This window comes from Cytobacillus sp. FSL R5-0377 (assembly GCF_038004385.1).
In the GTDB taxonomy this organism is placed as follows: Bacteria; Bacillota; Bacilli; order Bacillales; family Cytobacillaceae; genus Cytobacillus.
Genome location: NZ_JBBORA010000001.1, coordinates 3,297,048 through 3,318,591 on the forward strand (window position 1 = coordinate 3,297,048; position 21,544 = coordinate 3,318,591).

20 protein-coding genes and 1 other annotated feature are annotated in these 21,544 nt (G+C 42.6%); of the genes, 13 read left to right on the forward strand and 7 right to left on the reverse strand.

The annotated features are described in order from the left end of the window. Positions 1-44: 44 nt before the first annotated feature. Positions 45-566 (reverse strand): gamma carbonic anhydrase, encoded by a 522-nt coding sequence (locus tag NSQ49_RS16870; RefSeq protein WP_251284596.1) that lies wholly within the window; start codon positions 564-566, stop codon positions 45-47. Positions 567-890: 324 nt separating this feature from the next. Here NSQ49_RS16870 and NSQ49_RS16875 point away from each other — a divergent pair, with 324 nt between their 5' ends. Continuing rightward, positions 891-1,694, forward strand: coding sequence for an alpha/beta hydrolase (locus NSQ49_RS16875; RefSeq protein WP_159869868.1), 804 nt, complete (start codon positions 891-893; stop codon positions 1,692-1,694). Between the two features lie 60 nt (positions 1,695-1,754). Further along, a complete protein-coding gene (locus NSQ49_RS16880; protein ID WP_251284597.1) occupies positions 1,755-2,849 on the forward strand; it encodes a tetraprenyl-beta-curcumene synthase family protein in 1,095 nt (364 codons plus the stop codon). 91 nt (positions 2,850-2,940) lie between these two features. On the opposite strand, the gene NSQ49_RS16885 is transcribed toward NSQ49_RS16880, so the two are convergent. Then, positions 2,941-3,513 (reverse strand): class I SAM-dependent methyltransferase, encoded by a 573-nt coding sequence (locus tag NSQ49_RS16885; RefSeq protein WP_251284598.1) that lies wholly within the window; start codon positions 3,511-3,513, stop codon positions 2,941-2,943. Beyond that, entirely contained in the window at positions 3,510-4,478 is a 969-nt protein-coding gene (locus NSQ49_RS16890) for a TIGR01212 family radical SAM protein (RefSeq protein WP_251284599.1), read from the reverse strand. Before NSQ49_RS16890 ends, NSQ49_RS16885 begins: the two co-directional genes overlap by 4 nt. Positions 4,479-4,814: 336 nt before the next feature. Between NSQ49_RS16890 and NSQ49_RS16895 the strand changes: the two genes are divergently transcribed. From NSQ49_RS16895 to NSQ49_RS16905, 3 genes are all read left to right on the forward strand, one after another. Continuing rightward, positions 4,815-5,078 (forward strand): YtzC family protein, encoded by a 264-nt coding sequence (locus tag NSQ49_RS16895; RefSeq protein WP_159869879.1) that lies wholly within the window; start codon positions 4,815-4,817, stop codon positions 5,076-5,078. A 14-nt stretch (positions 5,079-5,092) separates the two neighbouring features. Continuing rightward, complete coding sequence (locus NSQ49_RS16900; RefSeq protein ID WP_159869882.1) at positions 5,093-5,275, forward strand: glycogen biosynthesis protein GlgD; 183 nt, start codon at positions 5,093-5,095, stop codon at positions 5,273-5,275. Positions 5,276-5,515: 240 nt separating this feature from the next. Next, positions 5,516-6,697, forward strand: coding sequence for an MDR family MFS transporter (locus tag NSQ49_RS16905; RefSeq protein WP_251284600.1), 1,182 nt, complete (start codon positions 5,516-5,518; stop codon positions 6,695-6,697). A 55-nt stretch (positions 6,698-6,752) separates the two neighbouring features. Here NSQ49_RS16905 and NSQ49_RS16910 read toward each other — a convergent pair whose 3' ends face one another. Then, positions 6,753-7,112: a hypothetical protein gene (locus NSQ49_RS16910; protein ID WP_251284601.1), complete on the reverse strand. Its 360-nt coding sequence runs from the start codon at positions 7,110-7,112 to the stop codon at positions 6,753-6,755. A gap of 137 nt (positions 7,113-7,249) precedes the next feature. Here NSQ49_RS16910 and NSQ49_RS16915 point away from each other — a divergent pair, with 137 nt between their 5' ends. The 6 genes from NSQ49_RS16915 (at position 7,250) to NSQ49_RS16940 (ending at position 15,091) form a co-directional block, all read left to right on the forward strand. Beyond that, positions 7,250-8,611, forward strand: a complete 1,362-nt coding sequence (locus NSQ49_RS16915) for a sigma-54 interaction domain-containing protein (protein ID WP_159869888.1) — start codon at positions 7,250-7,252, stop codon at positions 8,609-8,611. 319 nt (positions 8,612-8,930) lie between these two features. Further along, positions 8,931-10,250, forward strand: coding sequence for a GntP family permease (locus NSQ49_RS16920; protein ID WP_159869891.1), 1,320 nt, complete (start codon positions 8,931-8,933; stop codon positions 10,248-10,250). A gap of 57 nt (positions 10,251-10,307) precedes the next feature. Next, on the forward strand, positions 10,308-11,084 hold the full coding sequence (locus tag NSQ49_RS16925) for a 3-hydroxybutyrate dehydrogenase (protein WP_251284602.1): 777 nt from the start codon (positions 10,308-10,310) through the stop codon (positions 11,082-11,084). 320 nt (positions 11,085-11,404) lie between these two features. Beyond that, positions 11,405-11,627: a binding site (T-box leader), on the forward strand. Between the two features lie 104 nt (positions 11,628-11,731). Beyond that, the gene (gene leuS, locus NSQ49_RS16930) at positions 11,732-14,149 is read left to right on the forward strand and encodes a leucine--tRNA ligase (RefSeq protein ID WP_159869897.1); all 2,418 of its coding nucleotides are present in this window, start codon (positions 11,732-11,734) and stop codon (positions 14,147-14,149) included. Positions 14,150-14,500: 351 nt separating this feature from the next. Continuing rightward, positions 14,501-14,806, forward strand: coding sequence for a rhodanese-like domain-containing protein (locus NSQ49_RS16935; RefSeq protein WP_159869912.1), 306 nt, complete (start codon positions 14,501-14,503; stop codon positions 14,804-14,806). Positions 14,807-14,908: 102 nt separating this feature from the next. Next, positions 14,909-15,091 (forward strand): sporulation protein Cse60, encoded by a 183-nt coding sequence (locus tag NSQ49_RS16940; protein WP_076261883.1) that lies wholly within the window; start codon positions 14,909-14,911, stop codon positions 15,089-15,091. Positions 15,092-15,119: 28 nt separating this feature from the next. Here NSQ49_RS16940 and NSQ49_RS16945 read toward each other — a convergent pair whose 3' ends face one another. Further along, positions 15,120-16,388 (reverse strand): BaiN/RdsA family NAD(P)/FAD-dependent oxidoreductase, encoded by a 1,269-nt coding sequence (locus NSQ49_RS16945; protein WP_251284603.1) that lies wholly within the window; start codon positions 16,386-16,388, stop codon positions 15,120-15,122. 414 nt (positions 16,389-16,802) lie between these two features. Between NSQ49_RS16945 and NSQ49_RS16950 the strand changes: the two genes are divergently transcribed. Further along, the gene (locus tag NSQ49_RS16950) at positions 16,803-18,419 is read left to right on the forward strand and encodes a putative polysaccharide biosynthesis protein (protein WP_159869903.1); all 1,617 of its coding nucleotides are present in this window, start codon (positions 16,803-16,805) and stop codon (positions 18,417-18,419) included. A 472-nt stretch (positions 18,420-18,891) separates the two neighbouring features. Further along, positions 18,892-19,611, forward strand: a complete 720-nt coding sequence (locus NSQ49_RS16955; RefSeq protein WP_251284604.1) for a pseudouridine synthase — start codon at positions 18,892-18,894, stop codon at positions 19,609-19,611. 109 nt (positions 19,612-19,720) lie between these two features. Here the strand turns inward: NSQ49_RS16955 and NSQ49_RS16960 are convergent, their stop codons facing one another. Together NSQ49_RS16960 and NSQ49_RS16965 are read right to left on the reverse strand one after the other, a co-directional pair. Continuing rightward, positions 19,721-21,076: an IS1182 family transposase gene (locus NSQ49_RS16960; RefSeq protein WP_251285007.1), complete on the reverse strand. Its 1,356-nt coding sequence runs from the start codon at positions 21,074-21,076 to the stop codon at positions 19,721-19,723. Positions 21,077-21,222: 146 nt separating this feature from the next. Further along, positions 21,223-21,444, reverse strand: a complete 222-nt coding sequence (locus tag NSQ49_RS16965) for a DeoR family transcriptional regulator (RefSeq protein WP_026041817.1) — start codon at positions 21,442-21,444, stop codon at positions 21,223-21,225. Between the last annotated feature and the right edge of the window lie 100 nt (positions 21,445-21,544).

Consider the following 21,544-nt stretch of genomic DNA (forward strand, 5'->3'; position numbering starts at 1 on the left):
TATGTTAATATCGGCCTATTTTCCATTCTATTAAGACTTGAGAGTTATTTTGGCATTTTCTGCAAAGACTTATAGTATTGGCCTTTTTCAGCGTATTCCCTGCTGATCCGTTCCATGTCTTTAATATCTTCCGGCGTCAGTTCACGAACCACTTTTGCAGGCCTGCCGAATGCCAGTGTATTGGGCGGTATTTTCTTACCTTGCGGAACAAGACTGCCTGCACCAATAAATGCCCCTTCTCCGATTTCTGCCTGATCTAAAACAATCGAGCCCATCCCAATTAGAGCTTTTTTGCGGATAATGCAGCTATGCAGGATTACCTGATGGCCTACTGTTACTTCGTCTTCCAGTATCAGCGGGTTATTCGGGCTCTGATGCAGGACGGAATTGTCCTGGATATTGACCTTTCTGCCAATGATAGTTGGTGCTACATCTCCTCGTATGACAGAGTTAAACCAGACACTTGAATCCTCCCCAATTTCAACATCGCCGGTAATGGTAGTAAAGTCTGCAATAAATGTGGATTCTGCAATTTTAGGTTCTTTATCATTATAAGGATAGATCATGTGGAAAACACTCCTGTATGCAGTTTGATCGCAGTCTAACGGGCAGTAAGACCCCCACTTCAAGTACTCAGAGGAATCAGAGGATAAGTGCGGGTCAAACTGCCCGTATAGGCCCGATTGGTTCAACTAACAATCAGTAGGGGATAAAGAAAACCCCCACTGATTGAAGTTTCACTTTATTATTTTGATTTTATCATATGAGGCATGATAAACGTTATTTTGGCAAAAGAGTTTTTATTAGGAGCTGATTCATGAACAATTTTTGCATCTAGGCTATAATATATTTACAAAAGATAGTACGTAAAAAGGCTGGGAGGATTGACTATGTGGAAGTGGGAAACTGATGGAGACGCAAAGGGCGTTATTGTCATGGTTCATGGGGCAATGGAGCATCACCGCCGTTATGGCTGGCTGATTGAAATGTGGCGCTTGGCCGGCTTCCATGTCATTATGGGAGATCTTCCCGGCCAGGGGATGACTACTAGATCCAGAAGAGGCCATATTGATTCCTTTGATGAATATATTTTTGAAGTTAAGGATTGGGTACAGGCTGCCTATGAATTTGAATTGCCGGTCTTTCTTTTAGGACACAGCATGGGCGGACTGATTGCCATTCGCCTCCTCCAGGAAGAAAGAATGAATCTCGCCGGAGTTATTTTGTCATCCCCGTGTTTAGGGCTGGTTCAGCAGCCTTCGAAATTACTGAATTTTTTATCGCTGGGACTCAATTCAGTGATGCCAAGCCTTAAGATGGATTCAGGTCTGACAGTGGACATGGCGACGAGGAATCAGGATGTCCTTGATGCTGATTTAAATGATTCACTGTATGTGACAAAAGTATCGGTCAGGTGGTACAGGGAACTTGTATATGCCATAAAGCTTGCCTTTGAGAATCTTGATAATATCCAGGATGTCCCTCTTCTCGTGGTACAGGGCGGTGATGATAAGATTGTGAATAAAACAACTGTCAGAGAATGGTTTAACCTTGCACCTTTATCGGAGAAAAGGTTCAAAGAATGGCCAAAGTGCTACCACGAAGTCTTCAATGAACCTGAACGTGAAGAAGTCTTTGAATATGCTAAGGATTTTGTTAACAGCCAATTGAAGGCACTTGGTTATGTCGTTTAAGGGGTTGCTGGTTTGCTTAAAATATTCACCAGACCTGATTAAAAGGAGGTATCTGCTGTCATGATTGTCCCTTCCATGCCAATTAGCCTGATGTCACATGTCTATCGGAAGGTCCTGCCTGCAGTCCATAAAGAACTTTCATACTGGAAAAGCCGGGCGGAAGCAATTCCTGATCCGGAGTTAAGAAATCAGGCTCTTGCCAGCATTAAACATAAAACCTTCCACTGTGAAGGCGGAGCTATTATGTCATTAATGGCAAAGGAAAAATATGAACAAGCAATAAAGTTTATTGTCGCTTATCAGACAATCAGTGATTATTTAGACAATCTATGCGACCGGAGCACCTCGCTTGATCCCGGAGATTTTGCAGCACTTCATGAGTCAATGGAAGATGCCCTTGATATTGACGCAGCAGAGAAAAATTATTATCGGCTGAGGAGTGAGCAGGATGATGGAAACTACCTTGCAGATTTAGCCGCATCCTGCAGGGAAGTGCTATCGAGTCTCGATCAATATCTTCACATAAAAAGCCATCTGCTTGAATTATGCCGTTACTATTGTGATCTGCAAATACATAAGCATGTTGTAGTCGAAGAACGGGTACCCCGTCTTCAAAACTGGTTTAACCAATTCCGGTTGGATATACCTGAGATGGAATGGTATGAGTTTTCAGCCTGCTCGGGGTCGACACTGGGGATTTTCTGCCTTGTTTCCTATGCGCTGAGAGATGATTTTAAAGCGGAGCATGCGGTAAATATAAGAAATGGATACTTTCCCTACATCCAGGGCCTGCACATTCTGCTTGATTATCTCATTGATCAGGAAGAGGACAAGGCCGGAGGAGACTTGAATTTCTGCTTTTACTATGAAAGCGAAGAGAAATTGTTTTCGAGATTGAAGCACTTTGTTGCAGAAGCAGATAAGCATACAGAAAAGCTTCCTCATAAACATTTCCATAAACTGATTAATCGCGGCTTGCTGGGGGTTTATCTCTCCGATGATAAGGTCCGTAAGCAGCGGAATGTCAGAAGATTAGCCAAAAGCATGATCAGAGCAGGCGGAATGGTGAGCTATTTCTTTTATATGAATGGACGAGCATACCGGGCAGTGCAGAAGATGATGCCTCCTGGATTTGCAAAAGCCTTTGTGAAATAAGTAAAAGCCTGCAATTTTTTTGCAGGCTTTTACATTAGATTTATCGCAGTCTTACAGGCAGGAAGAAGACTCAGAGGCATCAAAGGTTACTTTATCGTCTTTCAATTGCAATAATAAACGGCGGGTTATTTTTTTGATTAATGAACTGATACTGCAACACATGAACGAGGCTTTGATCCAGCTGCTTCACATATCTGAGCAGGTAATCGCGTTCAACAGCACCTTCAATATGGCCGTGATAAATCACCAAAAGAATAATCCCTTCCGGAGCCATCAGTTCTAAGAGCTGTTCGATAGCAGAAATGGTTGTCTGCGGACGGGTGACAATATCTTTATCGCCCCCGGGCAAGTAACCTAAGTTAAATATGGCTGCTGTAATTTTTCCATGGTGGACAGGAGGTACATTCTCCAGAATCTGTTCATGTCCTGTATGGAACAGGGTAACTCTGTCTGTCAGTTCATGATCAGCCAGGCGTGTTTTTGTATTCAGGACAGCCTCTTCCTGAATATCGAATCCGTAAAGTCTTCCATTCGGTCCCACCAGATCTGCCAGAAATACGGTATCATGTCCATTGCCCAAAGTAGCATCAATAACAATATCTCCGGGCGATACTGCTTTTTCAAGCAGCTGTCTTGCATATGGTAAGATTCTTTCAAGCTTCATGATAATGCCTCCACTTGGCTTGGATTGTAAAATTTGCCTTGCCAGCTGTTTCTTCGCTTTAATTCGGCATCAATGCCATTAAGCACTTCCCACTTATTGACACTCCACATCGGTCCGATCATCAAGTCGATAGGGCCATCACCAGTGATGCGGTGCACAATCATTTCCGGCGGTAATATTTCCAGCTGATCGCATACTAAATTTATATACTCATCAAGAGACAAAAACTCAAGCATGCCCTTTTCAAATTGCTTAACCATCGGGGTTCCCTTTAATAAATGAAGAAGATGGATTTTAATTCCCTGTACATCCAGCTTCGCAACTTCCCGGGCAGTTTCCATCATCATTTCAGGTGATTCAAGAGGAAGCCCGTTTATGATGTGGGTACAGATGCGGATTCCATGCTTGCGGAGTTTGTTTACTCCCTCCACATAACATTGATAATCATGTGCCCGGTTAATTAAAAGGGCAGTTCTTTCATGTACCGTCTGCAGGCCAAGCTCTACCCAGAGATAGGTCCGTTTGTTAAGCTCTGCCAGATACTCAACTACGTCATCAGGCAGGCAGTCAGGGCGGGTCGCAATAGAGAGCCCGACAACACCATCCTGTTTAAGCACCCTCTCGTACATATCACGAAGCACTTCAACAGGTGCATGTGTATTCGTAAAGGCCTGAAAATAGGCCATATATTTACCATCTTTCCATTTATGATGCATTTTTACTTTGATTGCATCAAACTGTGTTTCCAGATCATCAGCGCGGTTACCTGCAAAGTCTCCAGAACCGGCTGCGCTGCAGAATGTACATCCTCCATGTGCGACCGTTCCATCACGGTTTGGGCAATCAAAGCCGCCATCAAGTGCTACTTTAAAAACCTTATGGCCAAATTCACTGCGCAAATGATAATTCCATGTATGGTACCGTTTATTATCGGATGCATATGGAAATGGATTTGCTTTATCCAATGTTACCCCTCCTTAATAAAAGAGTAATTTATATGGTGCAAATTAAATGAGTGTTTTACACAAAATGAATCACTGCGTAACCCCGAAAAAAGGACAAAGACTAAAGAACGCCACATCCTGTGGCAGCGTCTTTGTGCCGCTTCCTGTGTGTGCCTCAGCTAACCATCAGGGAGGCACCCCAGCCATTTGAAGTTTCACTTTATCTTATCATGACCTAAAACCTTATCCAAGGGGAATTGGCAGGAAATAGAGTGGTAAGGATTACGGAAAAATGAACAAACTAATTCATGAAGCATGCAAGCTTCTAGACCCATTCTTCAAGGAGGGGAACATATAGTGGCAACACGTGAATCGATGGATACACTTCTGCAGCAGTGTGAGGATGCAATCCGTTTGGCACAGGAGCAGTTTGAATCAGGGAGAACACAGGAGCATTACAATGATTTAGAATACTCCAATGCGCTTCAGTCTTTGGAGGCTGCTTATAATGATATAACCCAGATGGCCCACAGCGCTAACTCCCAGCAGCGGGAACAGCTTCACCGGATGAGGCTCCAGCTGCAGCAGCTCCAAAATCAGATGATAATTCTTCCTCATTAAGGAGTGGTCCACAGATGGTAAAAAAGCGTTCAAAACAAAACAATCCTGAACAAAAGACGCGCAATGGCGCCAATAGCCAGGATGTTGAATTTGGCCGGGATTACGATCCGGTAAAGCAGTCGAAAAAGAAATATGAAAAATCAGGCGGTCAGCCTGTTAAATCCAAGTTTCATCCTGAACCAGAACAATCTTCATAATAATTATGGCAAAGCCCTGATCCAACAAGGATCGGGGCTTTACTATTGCAGCCCTTTTGTTTCTAAAATTTTTACAGCAATTTAAGGTAGAAAAGAAGAAGTATTCTGTCTTTTAAAATCGATTGAAAACCTATTGCAAGGACATGAAAAACCAACTAAAATTACTTTGGAATTCGAAATAGTGTACGGGAGAAATGGACCGGCAAAACATAAAAAATTTGAAAAAGGGGGGGGAATCCTATGCCGCGGACCCTATGGCTTTTAATTATCGGAATGGCAGTGAATGTAACCGGATCTTCTTTTTTATGGCCTCTTAATACAATCTATATTCATGACCACTTAGGCAAATCCTTATCGGTAGCCGGCCTGGTTCTAATGGTGAACGCAGCTGCCAGTGTCGCAGGAAATTTAATTGGGGGAAGCCTTTATGATAAAATAGGCGGCTATCGTTCGATTCTTCTTGGAATTATCATTACGGTAATGGCACTTCTCGGCTTGACACTTTGGCATGGCTGGCCTGCATATGTGGTGTTCCTCACCATTGTCGGATTTGGATCCGGGATTGTTTTTCCTTCTATGTTTGCGATGGCGGGATCAGTCTGGAAAGAAGGGGGACGCAAAGCTTTCAATGCCATCTATGTAGCCCAGAATGCAGGTGTTGCCATTGGTGCGGCTCTTGGCGGTCTAGTGGCATCATACTCTTTTCAGCTTATTTTTCTGGCCAACACTGTCATGTATATCATATTTTTATTAATCGCTGTTTTTGGATACAGGGGAATAAACACAGTTTCAGGTCAGCAGACATCTATCCTTCAGGAAAATGGCATGGTTAAAAATCATACTAAGCTTTATGCGCTGCTCATATTATGCGCAGGCTATTTATTGTGCTGGGTGGGATATGTACAATGGCAATCGACTATTGCCGCCTATACACAGGAGCTGAACATTTCTCTAAAGCAATACAGTTTGCTGTGGACAATTAATGGAGCCCTGATTGTATTGGGGCAGCCAGTGATCAGTGCAATGGTAAAATGGTTTAAAACCTTAAAGGTTCAGATGATTGCAGGTATGGTTATATTTATTGGCTCGTTTGCTGCTGCGGCGGCCGCGGAACAGTTCTCTGCATTTGTAACAGCCATGGTTATTCTGACAATAGGCGAAATGCTAATTTGGCCGGCTGTTCCGACCATTGCCAACCAGCTTGCTCCAAAAGGGAGAGAAGGATTTTACCAGGGAATCGTAAACAGCACAGCTACTGGGGGAAGGATGATCGGCCCGTTACTGGGGGGAATTCTCGTTGACCTTTATGGAATCTCCATGCTGTTTGCTGTATTAATGATTCTATTTGTTTTTGCCATTCTGACAACTCTTGTTTATGACCGGAAATTAAAAGAGTCTAAAGAATTGGCGCATGCTTCATAAGAATGAATGAAACCTGCAGTTTTTAGCTGCAGGTTTTTGGTTTGAAGTAAATAATTTAACCTGCACCTTCAAGCGAGTTCTCTTTTTGGCTCGCGCAAAATACAACCTCATTAAAAAAGCTTTTCAAAATAAGCCATCTCGCCGGATACGAATTAATAAAGTTGTCGAGAACCTCTTCAGAATAAAGAAGCAGGATATCCAGATCTGCCTTCTTTTGCTTCAAATCATACAATAGGGCATGTGGAATGGTGTAATAGTCATTCAGCTGCCATTGATTGAGCTTCACTGTATAAATATTATGGTTATCAATATAGGATTCCAGTGCCTGTTTTTGCAGCTGGATACAATCCTCTTTGGACTTGTTATAAGCTTGCCAGTGCGGATTGATCAGATATATGCCTTTCAGCTGAAACACCTCCCATATCTTTGACGATTACTAATGGTATGGACAGGAAAAGCAATTAGAATACCTAATGAAGACGAATTTGTTGTCAGAAAAATATGATAAAATAGTGATTATAATTTAGAATGACCAAAATGAGGAGATCAAAAATGAAAAGTGCATTATTTGATTTGCCTGTTCAAATGGTTGAAACCATTGTAGAAAATGCCTTTGGATGGCTTGTAGTTGTAGATAAAGAAGGAACGATCATTTACATTAATAAAAATTACTGCGATTTTCTTGAGGTGGAGAGGGAACGGGTCCTGGGGAAACATGTTTCTGGGGTTATTGAAAACTCACGTATGCATATAGTGGCGGAGTCTGGAAAGGAAGAAATAGCGGACCTGCAATTTATAAGAGGCAATTATATGATAGCCAACCGCATTCCCATTTTTTCTGATGGAGAGGTAATTGGCGCCTTTGGTACGGTTTTTTTTAGGGATACCAAGGAATGGATGCAGATGAACAGCCATGTAAAGAGCATGCTCACAAAAATCCAGAGCTATATCCAGGGAATTGACCCTAGTGTAAAATACAGCCTCGATGATATATTGGGAAGCTCAAGCCAGATTCAAAGCCTAAAGGAAAAGGTGAAAATGGTGGCAGGCAGTGATATTTCCGTTTTAATCCGCGGGGAAAGCGGGACCGGTAAAGAACTGTTTGCCCACAGCATTCATCAGCTCAGCAACAGGAGCCATCAGCCTTTTGTCAAAATTAACTGCGGAGCCATACCTGAACACCTGCTGGAGTCTGAACTGTTTGGCTATGAAGAGGGAGCTTTTACCGGAGCGAAAAAGGGCGGCAAAAAAGGAAAATTTCAGCTCGCAGATGGAGGCACCTTGTTTTTGGATGAAATCGGGGATATGCCGCTTAATATGCAGGTGAAGCTATTGCGTGCCCTGCAGGAGGGCGAGATTGAAAGCGTGGGTTCAACTTCTTCGGTAAAAGTGGATGTCCGGATTATTGCTGCCACTAATAGGCCGCTCGAAAAGATGATGGAGGAAAAGCGGTTTAGGGAGGATTTATTTTACCGGATTAATGTAGTGCCGTTCATGGTTCCTTCTTTGCGGGACAGAATGGAAGACTTACCGCTTCTTATCGACAGCTTTATCAGGAAAATAACGAAAAAATCAGGAAAGAGAATTAGTGCAATTGAAGAAGAAGTCATAGAAAAGTTTCATCAATACAGCTGGCCCGGAAATATTAGAGAGCTTGAAAATGTAATTGAGGCATCCATCCACCTTACAAGCAATGAAACGATCACAATAGAATCATTGCCCGATTATATGAAAGAAACTGCTGTATATCCTGTTGGAAAAAAGAATCTGAAGGATATTCTAGAAGAAACAGAGAAGCGGATTCTTTCACAAAGCCTGGTCAAATATAATAATGACCGAATTGCAGCAGCTAAAGCTCTTGGCATCAGTAAATCATCGATGTACGAAAAGTTAAAGAAATATGGAATTGTATAGAATGAAACAGTCCAGAAATCCGGAATAAAGTCCAGAATTCTGGACTTTATCAATTCTAGGAATCTTTTTTAATTATAACCCTATTTTAGACGGAATCATCAGAAAACTAGTCTATTAGATTTGAGGACTTGCACCCTGCTCGTTCCAGATTTCTGGAATAAATAGTTCGTTAAATGTTCACCATTCCCTTTCCATAAAAGTTATTTATATTGGCACACTTCTTGCAACAAAGTTTCATAGAAAATTATTTTTCTGCAAACGTTTACAAAGAGGGGGAGGACAAAGTTTTTTTTTATTTAAAAACAAAGGGGGAAATGAAATGCTAAGTATGATTGGTTTAATAGGCGGGCTTGCCCTGCTGATTTACTTGACCATGCGGGGGATGAACCTGCTGGTGGTCGGTCCGTTATCTGCGCTGTTTGTAGCTCTTTTCAGCGGTATGCCATTGTTTCCGCAGCTGGCAGGGGAAGGAGAGGCCAATTTGGTCGGAAACTATATGTCCGGCTTTTCGGGATTTGTCACATCATGGTACCTGATGTTCCTTTTGGGTGCCATTTTTGGAAAGGTAATGGAGGACAGCGGTGCAGCTGACAGTGTATCCAAAATGGTGGTGGATAAGCTGGGAATGAAATATGCTGTTCTTGCCATTGTTGCTTCCTGTGCCATTTTAACTTATGGCGGAGTCAGTTTATTCGTTGTTGCTTTCTCTGTATACCCAATGGCATTAAGTTTATTTAAACAGGCAAACCTGCCGAGAAGATTTATCCCTGCAGCACTTGCCTTTGGATCTGTCACATTTACGATGACTTCTGCAGGTTCACCTGAAATTCAGAACTGGATTCCGATAGAGTTCCTTGGAACAACTCCATATGCCGGCTGGGAAGTCAGCTTAATTGTGGCTGTGTTCATGATGATCTTCGGCTACTGGTGGCTGAAGCGCATGATTACCAAGGCTGTAAACAAAGGAGAAACCTTTGAATCCCGCAAGCAGGATCCTGTAACTGAAAATAAGAATTTACCGCACCCTATTATGGGTGTTATACCGTTAGTGGTGGTATTAATTATTTCCTTCGTATTCCATGATTCACTTGCACAATCTGCACTTATTCTTGCTTTATTAGGTGGAGTCATTGCCACATATCTATTAAACCGAAAGTATTTCACTAATTTCTGGAATGCTGTGTCTGATGGAACATTAGGTGCATTAATTGCTATAGGTAATACGGCTGCTGTTGTAGGGTTTGGCGGTGTAGCAAAAGCAGTTCCAGCATTTGCTACAGCAGTAGATTGGATGACGAGCATCCCTGGCAGTCCGCTGATAGGCGGAGCCATAGCAGTAAGTGTGATCGCGGGGATGACTGGTTCAGCTTCAGGCGGCCAGGCAATCGCACTGCCAATTCTTGCCCCCCATTATATGGATATGGGTGTTAATGCAGAAGCCCTGCACAGAACGGTTGCCATTTCTTCAGGTGCCCTGGATTCTTTGCCGCATAATGGCTATGTTGTTACCACTGTCCGTGCTATTTGCGGTGAAACACACCAGGCAGCATATGGAGCAGTGGCTGCTGTTACGGTAATTGTCCCGCTGATTGGTTTAGCGCTAGCGATTGTATTATTCTCATTTGGATTAGGAATCTAATTTCGGCAGGGGCTCGTAAAGCAGAGCCCCGCCTTTGTTTTTGAAAGGAGCTTATACATGGTACAAAATAAAGTAGTTTTTATCACTGGTGCAGCGCAGGGAATTGGCTATGAAATTGGCAAAAGGTTTGCTGAACATGGCTCTAGAATTGTTCTCACGGATATTCAGGAAGAGGCTGTAAAAAAAGCTGCAGAAAACTTGCAGAATGAAGGTTTTGAAGCGCTCGGGCTAAAATGTGATGTGACATTAGAGTCTGATATACAGGAGGCCATCGATGAAGCTGTCAGCCGATTCGGTACTTTGGATGTGCTGATAAATAATGCAGGGCTGCAGCATGTTTCCTTTATTGAAGATTTTCCTGTTGAAAAATTTGAATTTATGATCAAAGTGATGCTCACAGCACCATTCATGGCCATTAAACATGTCATGCCGGTCATGAAAAAACAAAAGTCCGGCCGTATCATGAACATGGCATCCATTAATGGGCTTGTCGGATTTGCAGGGAAAGCTGCATATAACAGTGCCAAGCATGGCGTCATAGGCCTTACAAAAGTCGCTGCTTTGGAGGCTGCCGAACATGGCATTACGGTTAATGCCATCTGTCCAGGATATGTAGATACACCTCTTGTAAGAAATCAGCTGAATGACCTTGCTAAAACTAGAAATGTGCCCATCGAAAAAGCACTGGAGGAGGTCATTTATCCTTTAGTGCCGCAAAAAAGGCTTTTGAAGGTAGAAGAGATTGCAGATTATGCGATTTTTTTGGCTGGTGATGGAGCTAAAGGAATTACGGGCCAGGCAGCAGTTATTGATGGAGGCTACACAATTCAATAAAGGAATGCACATACCAGTTTTTAGAGAGGGGAAGAGCGAGACCCTCTCTTTTTCTTGTACAGAGATATGAATAAAAAAGCTGAAACTATGGGTATATTGTTGATACTGAATTGATGGCAGATAACTTTCTGGTGATCTGTGCCGTTGGATCTCATCATCAGAAATAGCGGCCAAAGTCTTTGTAAACATTTTGCCTAAAGAAAGTGAAATATGGTGCACAATTTTGTAGACATTGCATATTCTAAGAATAAAATTCCTGTCAGGATAAGCCTACTTGCATCCTGGCGGGAAATTTATTACAATAGTGATATTCTTATACTAAACATGCTTAGATAAGGAGCAGTAGTGGTGCTAAGCCCGTTGAAGAGAGTTGACGGCAGGTGCAAGTCAGCCGGGCACATCATGAACTCGCCTTTGAGCAGCAAGTGTGAAATACCAGTAATGCTTGCCGTTCTCCGCGTTAAGGAGTAATGAAGCGAGTGACATGTTCACTAATGTGGGTGGTACCGCGGGAGATTTATACATAATCCTCTCGTCCCTTTTTTGGGATGAGGGGTTTTTTTATTGAATTATAGTATGAAGTACAAATTTTTGAAGTCAGAAAGCAGTCAGCTCCATCAGCTTTCTGAAATTAGGAGGAAACAAAAATGAGTTTCAATCATCAGGAGATTGAAAAGAAGTGGCAAAGCCACTGGGAAGAAAATAAAACATTCAAAACAACTGAAGATAAAGGCAAGCGAAAGTTTTATGCACTTGATATGTTCCCGTATCCTTCAGGCGCAGGTCTTCACGTTGGCCATCCGGAAGGATATACGGCAACTGATATCCTTTCCCGCATGAAGCGCATGCAGGGCTATAATGTCCTTCATCCAATGGGATGGGATGCATTTGGCTTGCCTGCAGAGCAGTATGCACTTGATACAGGGAATGACCCGGCTGAATTCACAGAACAGAACATCAACACCTTCCGCCGCCAGATTAAGGCATTAGGCTTTTCCTATGACTGGGATCGTGAAGTTAACACAACAGACCCTGAATACTATAAATGGACTCAGTGGATTTTCTTAAAGCTATATGAAAAAGGGCTTGCTTATATTGATGAAGTCGCTGTTAACTGGTGTCCGGCACTAGGAACAGTACTTGCAAATGAAGAGGTTATTGACGGAAAGAGCGAGCGCGGAGGCCATCCGGTAGAACGCCGTCCAATGAGACAATGGATGCTGAAAATTACAGCTTATGCAGACCGCCTGCTTGAAGATCTTGATTTATTGGATTGGCCTGAGAGCCTTAAGGATATGCAGCGTAACTGGATCGGCCGCTCTGAAGGAGCCGAAGTGACATTTAATATTGAAGGTCATGATGGCACATTCACTGTTTTCACAACGCGTCCTGACACGTTATTTGGTGCAACATATGCTGTACTTGCTCCAGAACACGCGCTTGTTGATAAAATCACAACAGAAGAGCAAAAAGAAGCAGTTCAGGCTTACATTGATAAAGTAAAAAGCAAGAGCGATCTTGAGCGCACAGATCTTGCTAAAGAAAAAACAGGTGTATTCACTGGTGCTTATGCAATTAACCCTGCTAACGGCGAAAAAATGCCAATCTGGATTGCGGATTACGTTTTAGTCAGCTATGGAACGGGTGCCATCATGGCGGTTCCGGCACATGACGAGCGTGACTATGAGTTCGCTAAGCAATTTGAACTGCCTATTAAAGAAGTCGTTGCCGGCGGAGATGTTGAAAAAGAAGCATACACTGGCGATGGCGAGCATGTGAACTCAGGCTTCCTGGATGGGTTAAACAAAGAGGATGCTATTGAGAAGATGATTGCCTGGCTCGAAGAAAAGGGTATTGGCACCAAGAAGGTTACTTATCGTCTTCGTGATTGGCTATTCAGCCGCCAGCGCTATTGGGGCGAGCCGATTCCAGTTATCCACTGGGAAGATGGCACAATGACTGCCGTGCCGGAAGATCAGCTTCCATTAGTGCTTCCAAAAACAACGGAGATCAAGCCTTCCGGCACTGGAGAGTCACCACTAGCCAACATCAATGAGTGGGTTAATGTTGTGGATCCTGAAACTGGCAAGAAAGGCCGCAGGGAAACGAATACAATGCCGCAATGGGCAGGCAGCTGCTGGTACTATCTTCGCTATATTGATCCGAAAAATAGTGAAGCTCTTGCAGATCCCGAGAAATTAAAAGAATGGCTTCCGGTTGATATTTATATCGGAGGAGCTGAACATGCGGTTCTTCACCTTCTATATGCCCGCTTCTGGCACAAGGTTCTATATGATGTGGGAGTTGTCCATACGAAGGAACCGTTCCAAAAACTATTCAACCAGGGCATGATTCTTGGGGAAAACAATGAGAAAATGAGTAAATCAAAAGGCAATGTCGTTAATCCGGATGAAATCGTAGAGAGCCATGGTGCAGATACTCTGCGTCTATACGAAATGTTCATGGGACCGCTTGAAGCTTCCATCGCCTGGTCTACAAATGGATTGGATGGTTCAAGAAGATTCCTTGACCGCATCTGGCGATTGTTTGTAGAAGAGACTGGTGAATTAAGCCCGAGAATTCAGGACATTGAAGAAGGCAGCAGCCTTGAAAAGGTTTACCACCAAACAGTGAAAAAAGTAACTGAGGACTTCGAAGGACTTCGTTTCAACACAGCTATATCTCAAATGATGGTATTCATCAACGAAGCATATAAAACAGATGTGATTCCAAAAGCTTTTGCAGAGGGCTTTGTTAAAATGCTTTCACCAATCGCTCCTCATATTTCAGAAGAGCTTTGGTCAAAGCTTGGCCATGGTGAATCCATTGCTTACGAAGCATGGCCGGCATTTGATGAAGCCAAAATGGTTGATGATGAGGTCGAAATTGTTATCCAAATCAACGGCAAAGTAAAAGCAAAGCTTATGGTTCCGGCCAATGCCAAAAAAGACTTATTAGAGCAAATCGCAATGGGCGATGACAAAGTAAAAGAGCAAATTGACGGAAAAACTGTACGCAAAGTTATTGCAGTACCGGGCAAGCTTGTAAATATTGTTGCAAATTAAGTTATATTGAGACAAAACCACCTCTATATGAACAGGGGTGGTTTTGCATTTGCGCTATAAAACTTCTCATTATATCTCAGTTTAACGGAAGTAAGATCCCTGCTTCTAGACTCAGCGGAATCAAAAAGAGAATTTGGGGGTCAAACTGCCAGTAAAGGCGAAATAAGAACAAAGATTACTAAGAACGCCATTTCCTCTGTGCTACAACTAGCAATCAGTGGGGGAAAAGGAAAACCACTACTGATTGAAGTATTACTTTATATTTTTCGTTCCATATAGGGTATTATAGGAGTGGCAGCATTAGTAAATGCAAAGTGCTATTTAAAAAGTTTTCCGGAAAGGGTGTTAGGATTGGACCATATTGAAGAGATTACAACAGAAGAATTGCAAAAAAAGATTGAGGCTGGAGAGAAGCTTGAGCTTGTTGATGTAAGAGAAGATGATGAGGTTGCAGCCGGAATGATTCCCGGAGCCAGACATATCCGCATGGGCACGATCCCCGAGAACCTGAATAAATTCGATAAAGACACTGAGTATATCATTATCTGCCGCTCTGGCGGCCGCAGCGGAAATGTTTGTCATTACTTGCAGGAACAAGGATATAAGGTTCGCAATATGGCAGGCGGCATGCTGAACTGGCAGGGGAAAACAGAATAAATTACAAACGGGGCCAATTAGGCTTCGTTTTTTTTTTAGTTTGTTATTTTAAAAATTCTGAAAAATGTCCAAACTATTAAAAAAACTGGGAGGAACAATTCAATGATAAAGGTAAAGTTATTCGATCATGAGCATGAAAAAGACTTGGAAAAGGATATGAATCATTTTCTGGAGAAAATTGAGGAGAAAAAACTTCTGGATATCAAATATAATGTGGCCGCAGTGCATGAGGATGAAGACGAACAGATTTATTGTTTCACTGCCATGGTAATATATAGAGCCTGATGTCTCAAAGCATCAGGCTCTATCTATATTACACGGTATGTGCAGATGCTGCTGCGTTTAATCCTGCTAACCGGCCTGTTACAAGTGCAGATGTGATATTGTAACCGCCTGTGTAGCCATGGATGTCCAAAATTTCTCCGCAGAAGAAAAGGCCTTCCATCATTTTTGATGCCATTGTCTGCGGTTCAATTTCTTTGACGGAAACTCCTCCGCCGGTAACAAAAGCTTTGTCCAGAGGCAGAGTCCCATTTATTTTAAACTGAAAAGATTTGCAGCCTTTAACAAAACTTCTGATTTTATCATTGGAAATAGCAGCCCCTTGTGCAGATGGGTCAATGTTATTCTGCTCAAGGAGGAACAGAAGATACCTTTCAGGAAGCATTCCCTTTAAGAGATTTTTAATGATTTTCTTTGGCTCATCCTTTATCTTTTTGGACACTTCCTGAAATAGAGGTTCTTCCTTTAAATCAGGCAAAACATCCAGGTTCATGGTTACTTCATTTAAATTCCATTTCTTCATCGCTTTCACAGCATACTGGCTGCAGCGTAAAACCGCCGGACCGCTTATACCGAAATGGGTGAAGATCATATCCATCCGATGGGTGATGAGCGCTTTTCCTTTAGGGTTTAACACACTAAGTGCCACACTCCGCAGTGACAAGCCCTGCAGTGTTTTTTCTTTAATAAAGCTTTCCGAAGAAGTAAGCGGCACTTCAGTGGGAAAAAGCTCTGTAATTGTATGGCCTGCTTTTTCTGCCCATGCATAGCCATCACCGGTTGAGCCGGTGTGGGGAACTGACTTCCCTCCGACAGCAATTACAACAGCGTCTGCTTCAAACATATCACCTCTCTGTAATTCTACCGATTTCACCCTGCCATTATCATAGTGAACATCCTGGATGGGGCTGTCTGTTTTGATGTCAACTTTCAGTTCCTTCAGCCTTGAAATTAAGGCATCAACAACGGATTGTGCTTTGTCGGTCACAGGAAACATCCGCCCATGATCTTCCTCTTTCAGCTCAATTCCCAGATTTTCAAAGAAGCGGATAATATCTTCATTGCTGAAAATGGAAAAAGCGCTGTACAAAAATCTCCCATTGCCGGGGATATGTTTAATGATTTCATCTACCGGAAGCCTGTTTGTGACATTGCAACGGCCACCGCCGGAAATGGCCAGCTTCCTTCCAAGCTTGTTTCCTTTGTCAATCAGAAGGACCTTTGCCTTCTTTTCCGCAGCACCGATTGCTGCCATCAATCCCGAAGGACCTCCGCCTATAATTATTACATCATATTTCATGTTTTCACCAACTTATCTTAATTCGCTAAATAAACAATAGCTTCATTATAAATCAAATATCCTATTTCTAAAAATAATGCCCCATTATACGGTATTGCAAGTGGAATTTCCCCGCCAAGAAGAGTACACTACAAATAGTGTGTCTAAAAAGATAGAAAATTGACGAACGCAGCTTGGGCATTCATATACTTTTATAGTTTGCATGCTGCACAGTTTTTTCTTAATAAGAAATAACGTTTTGAAAGTCGATAAATGTCTAGCTCCAGCGCCTGACCCCTCGAGGCAGGATACTTGTCTTTTCCTCACCATTTAGGACAATCCTCTACGGAAAGGCAAATACGCCTTTCCGTGAGGACGTCCAGTGCTTGGCAGGGTGAACAAGGCGCTTCCGCATTTCATAAAGGAAGGGATTATATGTCATCTAAGCTTTTAAAGGGAACCTTCATCCTTACACTTGGCACCATTATCTCGAAGGTTCTTGGTTTGTTTTATGTTATTCCTTTTTATCAGATAGTCGGGAAGGAAGGAACAGCCCTATACTCCTTTTCGTATACACCTTATACAATCTTTATCAGTATCGCAACTGCGGGTGTTCCGCTGGCAGTTTCAAAGTTTATATCTAAATATAATGCAATAGAGGAGTATGCTGTTGGAAGAAAGCTGTTCAAGTCAGGTTTGGTAATTATGACGGCGAGCGGAATCGTTTCTTTCCTGCTTCTGTTCTTCCTTGCTCCTGCAGTTGCCGAAATGACGCTGTCTGGGGAAAATGTGGAGGTAAGTGTTGAAGATGTAACAACGGTAATCAGAGCAGTATCCTTTGCCCTGATTATTATCCCCTTCATGAGTCTGATCAGAGGGTTCTTCCAGGGACATCAGTCTATGGGTCCAACTGCTGTTTCCCAGGTGGTGGAGCAGATTGTCCGCATCTTATTTGTGCTTGCAGGTGCATATGTTGTCTTAAATGTGATGGATGGGTCACTCACTGCAGCAATCAGTGTCGCCACCTTTGCCGCTTTTATCGGCGGACTTGGAAGCCTCGGGGTGCTATTCTGGTATTGGTATAAACGCAAGCCGCATTTGGATAAAATGCTTGAAGAAGATAAAGGAACCGTGGACATCTCTCTCAAAGACATTTATAAAGAAATCATTCTTTATGCTGCACCGTTTGTGTTTGTTGGCCTTGCTAATCCGCTCTTTCAGTTTATTGATCAGATTACATTTAAAAGAGCGATGGACGCTATTGGGGAAGCCGGCCATGCTGTAGCGGCATTTTCTGTCCTGAACTTCGAGACCCATAAGCTGGTCATCATACCTGTCTCACTTGCCACAGCCTTTTCACTGACGCTTGTGCCGAGTGTGACTAAAGCATTTATGGAAGAAGACCGAGAAGACTTAAACCGCCAGCTGAACCAGACGTTCCAGGTGCTTTTGTTTCTGACTCTGCCTGCCGTGGCAGGCTTGTCTCTGCTTGCAGAGCCCGTTTTTACCCTATTCTATGAGCATAAAGATTTGGGGACTGAAGTGTTGAGAACGTATGCACCAGTGGCCATTCTCTTTGCTTATTTTTCGGTAACTGCAGCCATTTTGCAGGGAATCAATGAACAGCGTTTCACAATCTTGAGTTTACTGACTGGTCTCCTCGTAAAGCTGTCATTGAATATTCCGCTCATAAAACTATTTGAAACACAGGGTGCCGTATTTGCCACCGCGCTGGGCTATATTGCGGCGATCTTAATTAATCTTTATGTAATAAAAACATATGCAAAATATCCATTCAAGCTTGTCTTAAGACGAGGAATGCTGATTGTTTTATTTACTGCATGCATGTATATTGCTGCAGGAGTGGTTTATAAAATCACAACTGCCTTTTTATCGCCGGCAGCCAACCTTCAGGCAGCCATCATTGTCGTCATTTGCGCAGCAGCAGGTGCGGGAGTCTATTTCTACCTGAGCTTCCGAACAAAATTAATCTATCTGCTGTTCGGTTCAAGGGTCGATAGATTGCTGAAGAAATTAAGACTGAAAGTATAACAAAGTTCGCTGCTATTTGTATTAGCTGCGAGATTCTCGAAAATGCATGCGCATTTTCTTCGTGCGGTGTGTACTCAAAGAAGCCTATGCAACGTCCGGCGGGATTAGGGAAAGGTACCCCGCAGACGCACAGCGTCGAGGAGGCTCAGCGCCCGCCCCGCGGAAAGGGAGCAACCCTTCACTGCAATCAACGGACAACATTTATAAGCGAAAAACAACAATATATACGAAAAGAGCCTAAAAAAATAGAAGGTCTCCATGATGGGGGCCTTTTTAATAGAATGTTTAGCCTATCTACAATGCACTGTGTTAAATGGAACCCGAGGTTTGATCCCTGAAAATGCAGGAAGATTTCTTCGAAAGCCCCCTGGTACTCCCCGGAAAACAAGTGCTGCCGTGCAGAAATAATCGAATTTAAGGAATTTAAAACGCTACATTAAACTAAACCAGGCAGATTAATGGGAGGGTCATTATGAGAATAGACAAAATGCTCGCTAATCTCGGCTATGGAAGCCGCAAGGATGTAAAAAAGCTGCTAAAGGATGGGGCAGTAACCGTTAATGATGAGAAAGTAAAAGATCCAAAACATCATGTGGATCCGGAGCAGGATGCCGTTGTCGTCAACGGTGAAAAAGTTGAATACAAGGAATTTATTTATTTGATGATGAACAAACCGCCTGGGGTCATTTCCGCAACCGAGGACTCACAATGTGAGACCGTAGTAGACCTGCTTGAAATGGAAGACCTAGTGTTTTCTCCCTTTCCGGTAGGGCGCCTCGATAAGGATACTGAGGGGCTTTTGCTGCTGACAAATGATGGGCAGCTGGCCCATCGCCTGCTTTCTCCCAAAAAGCATGTCCCAAAGACCTATTTTGCAGTCATAGACAGTGAGGTTGCAGATGAGGATATAGCTGCATTTCAAAAAGGCGTTATATTGGATGATGGCTATGAAACAAAGCCTGGGAAATTAAAAATTCTAAAGTCCGGCATCACCTCTGATATAGAATTAACTATAACTGAAGGAAAGTTTCATCAAGTGAAAAGGATGTTTGAAGCTGTTGGAAAAAAAGTCATTTACCTAAAAAGACTTTCCATGGGCCCGCTCGAGCTGGATGAGACCTTGGAATTGGGAGAATATCGGGAATTGACGGAAGAAGAGCTTGATAAGCTGATGAATTATGAAGTGGGATAAGACAGAAAAATCGCCCTGACAGCAGGGCGATTCAGACCGTAGACAAACCCCAGTTTCATTTTGTGAAACTGGGGTTTTATCATATTTTTCAGTTGGCATACCTCAATAATTAAGCTGGACATGGTCCTCGCCATGTCCAATTTGCCAGTTTCTTAAGGTTCATAGCAGCGAAAGTAAGCATCGCCTGCATTGAAACTTTTTTAAGCCCTCTTAGGGTCGTCCAACGCATGCCATGCTTTTCTTTTGCATCCGCAAAGACACGTTCGATCGTTTCTTTGCGCTTTGCATATAACGTTTTATTCAGTTCGGTATGTCTCAGATGTTCCACTTCATCTATGTAACCCTGCCATAAATGCCGATGAATCATTTTAGTGTGATTTTGGCTTTGAGTACAACGTTCTAAAAGAGGGCATTCTTTACACTTTTGTGGATTTGAAGTGTACTGTTTGTAGCCATCTCTAGTCGTTGTGCGGTAAGGAAGGATTTGTCCTTCAGGACAAATATAGCAATCAAAATGTTCATCATATACGTAGTCGTACTTTTTAAGATATCCGTCTTTTGTTCTCGGACGAGTGTAGGGCATAACGGGTCTAATCTCTTGATCCATAAGGAATTTTGCTATGTGGGGTGTCTTATATCCAGCATCAACTGCGATAGATTCAGGCTTTCCAACTTTATCCCTGACTTGAGTGACGAGTTGGTCTAACATGCGACTATCATGAACATTTCCACCAGTGACAAGAGAACCTAAGATAAACCCACGAGAATCACATGCTGTATGAAATGAATAAGCAAATAATTTCTCCCGTTCATCTTTTACATAATAGCCACTTTCAGGATCTGTTGTACTGACCTTTATTTCTTTTGACTCTTCTTTATTCTGTGGGGGGAAGGGCTTTTTTCCGTGTTCCTCACGGTCGATATTAATTTCTTCATCTAGCTGAGCTTGGTAACTTCTTGTTTCAACACGAGCTATTTTCTTCTCAAACTTCTTTTTATTCGCATTCGCTTTTACATGGGTAGAATCAATAAAAGCAACTGATGGGTCGACCAATCCCTTTGTCATGGCTTCTTTTAAGATACGATAGAAGATTTGTTCAAAAAGGTCCGTATTGTGAAAGCGTCGTGCGTAGTTTTTACCGAAGGTTGAAAAATGAGGAACTTTCTCTGTGAACCCATACCCAATAAACCAACGATAGGCTACGTTGGTCTCAATCTCTTTAATTGTTTGACGCATCGAGCGTATGCCAAATAGATATTGAATGAACACCATTTTAACAAGGACAACAGGGTCAATACTAGGTCTCCCATTGTCTAAGCTATACTTATCTTTTACTAGGTCATAAATGAATTCAAAATTAATAGCTTGTTCGATCTTTCTAACCAGGTGATCTTCAGGCACTAATTGGTCAAGAGCGACCATTTCTATTTGATTTCTTCCATCTTCTACGTGTTTTGATAACATTTGAATCCCCCACAAAAAATCTTTTCAATCTAATTATACAAAAAAAGCTTGTAGACGTGGTCTGCAAAGCAGACTTTGTCTACAAGCTGAATCGCCCTGACAGCAGGGCGATTTTTTTATTTATTGGGCAGTTTTTGCTTTGAGTATTAAGATGACATCTTTACTTTCTTTTGAGTAATAGTCCATTTGCCTCTGCTCGGACTCTTAACCAAGTCATTGTAGGCGAGGACATTTAAATCTCTTTGAATGGTGCGAGGAGTAATACCAAATTCCTCTACAAGCTCCTGAGTTGTTACAGTTCCGCGCTTACTTATAAACATGTAGACGGATTTTACACGGTTTAACATCCGGTTAGTTGAAGGTTTCAAAAAACCACTCCCTATCCTTTTTTCAAACCCCATGGCAATTTCCTGCAACCGACAGCTACATTGAAGGTTAGCCTTCAAACGTATGTAGTTTTCTCTTCCC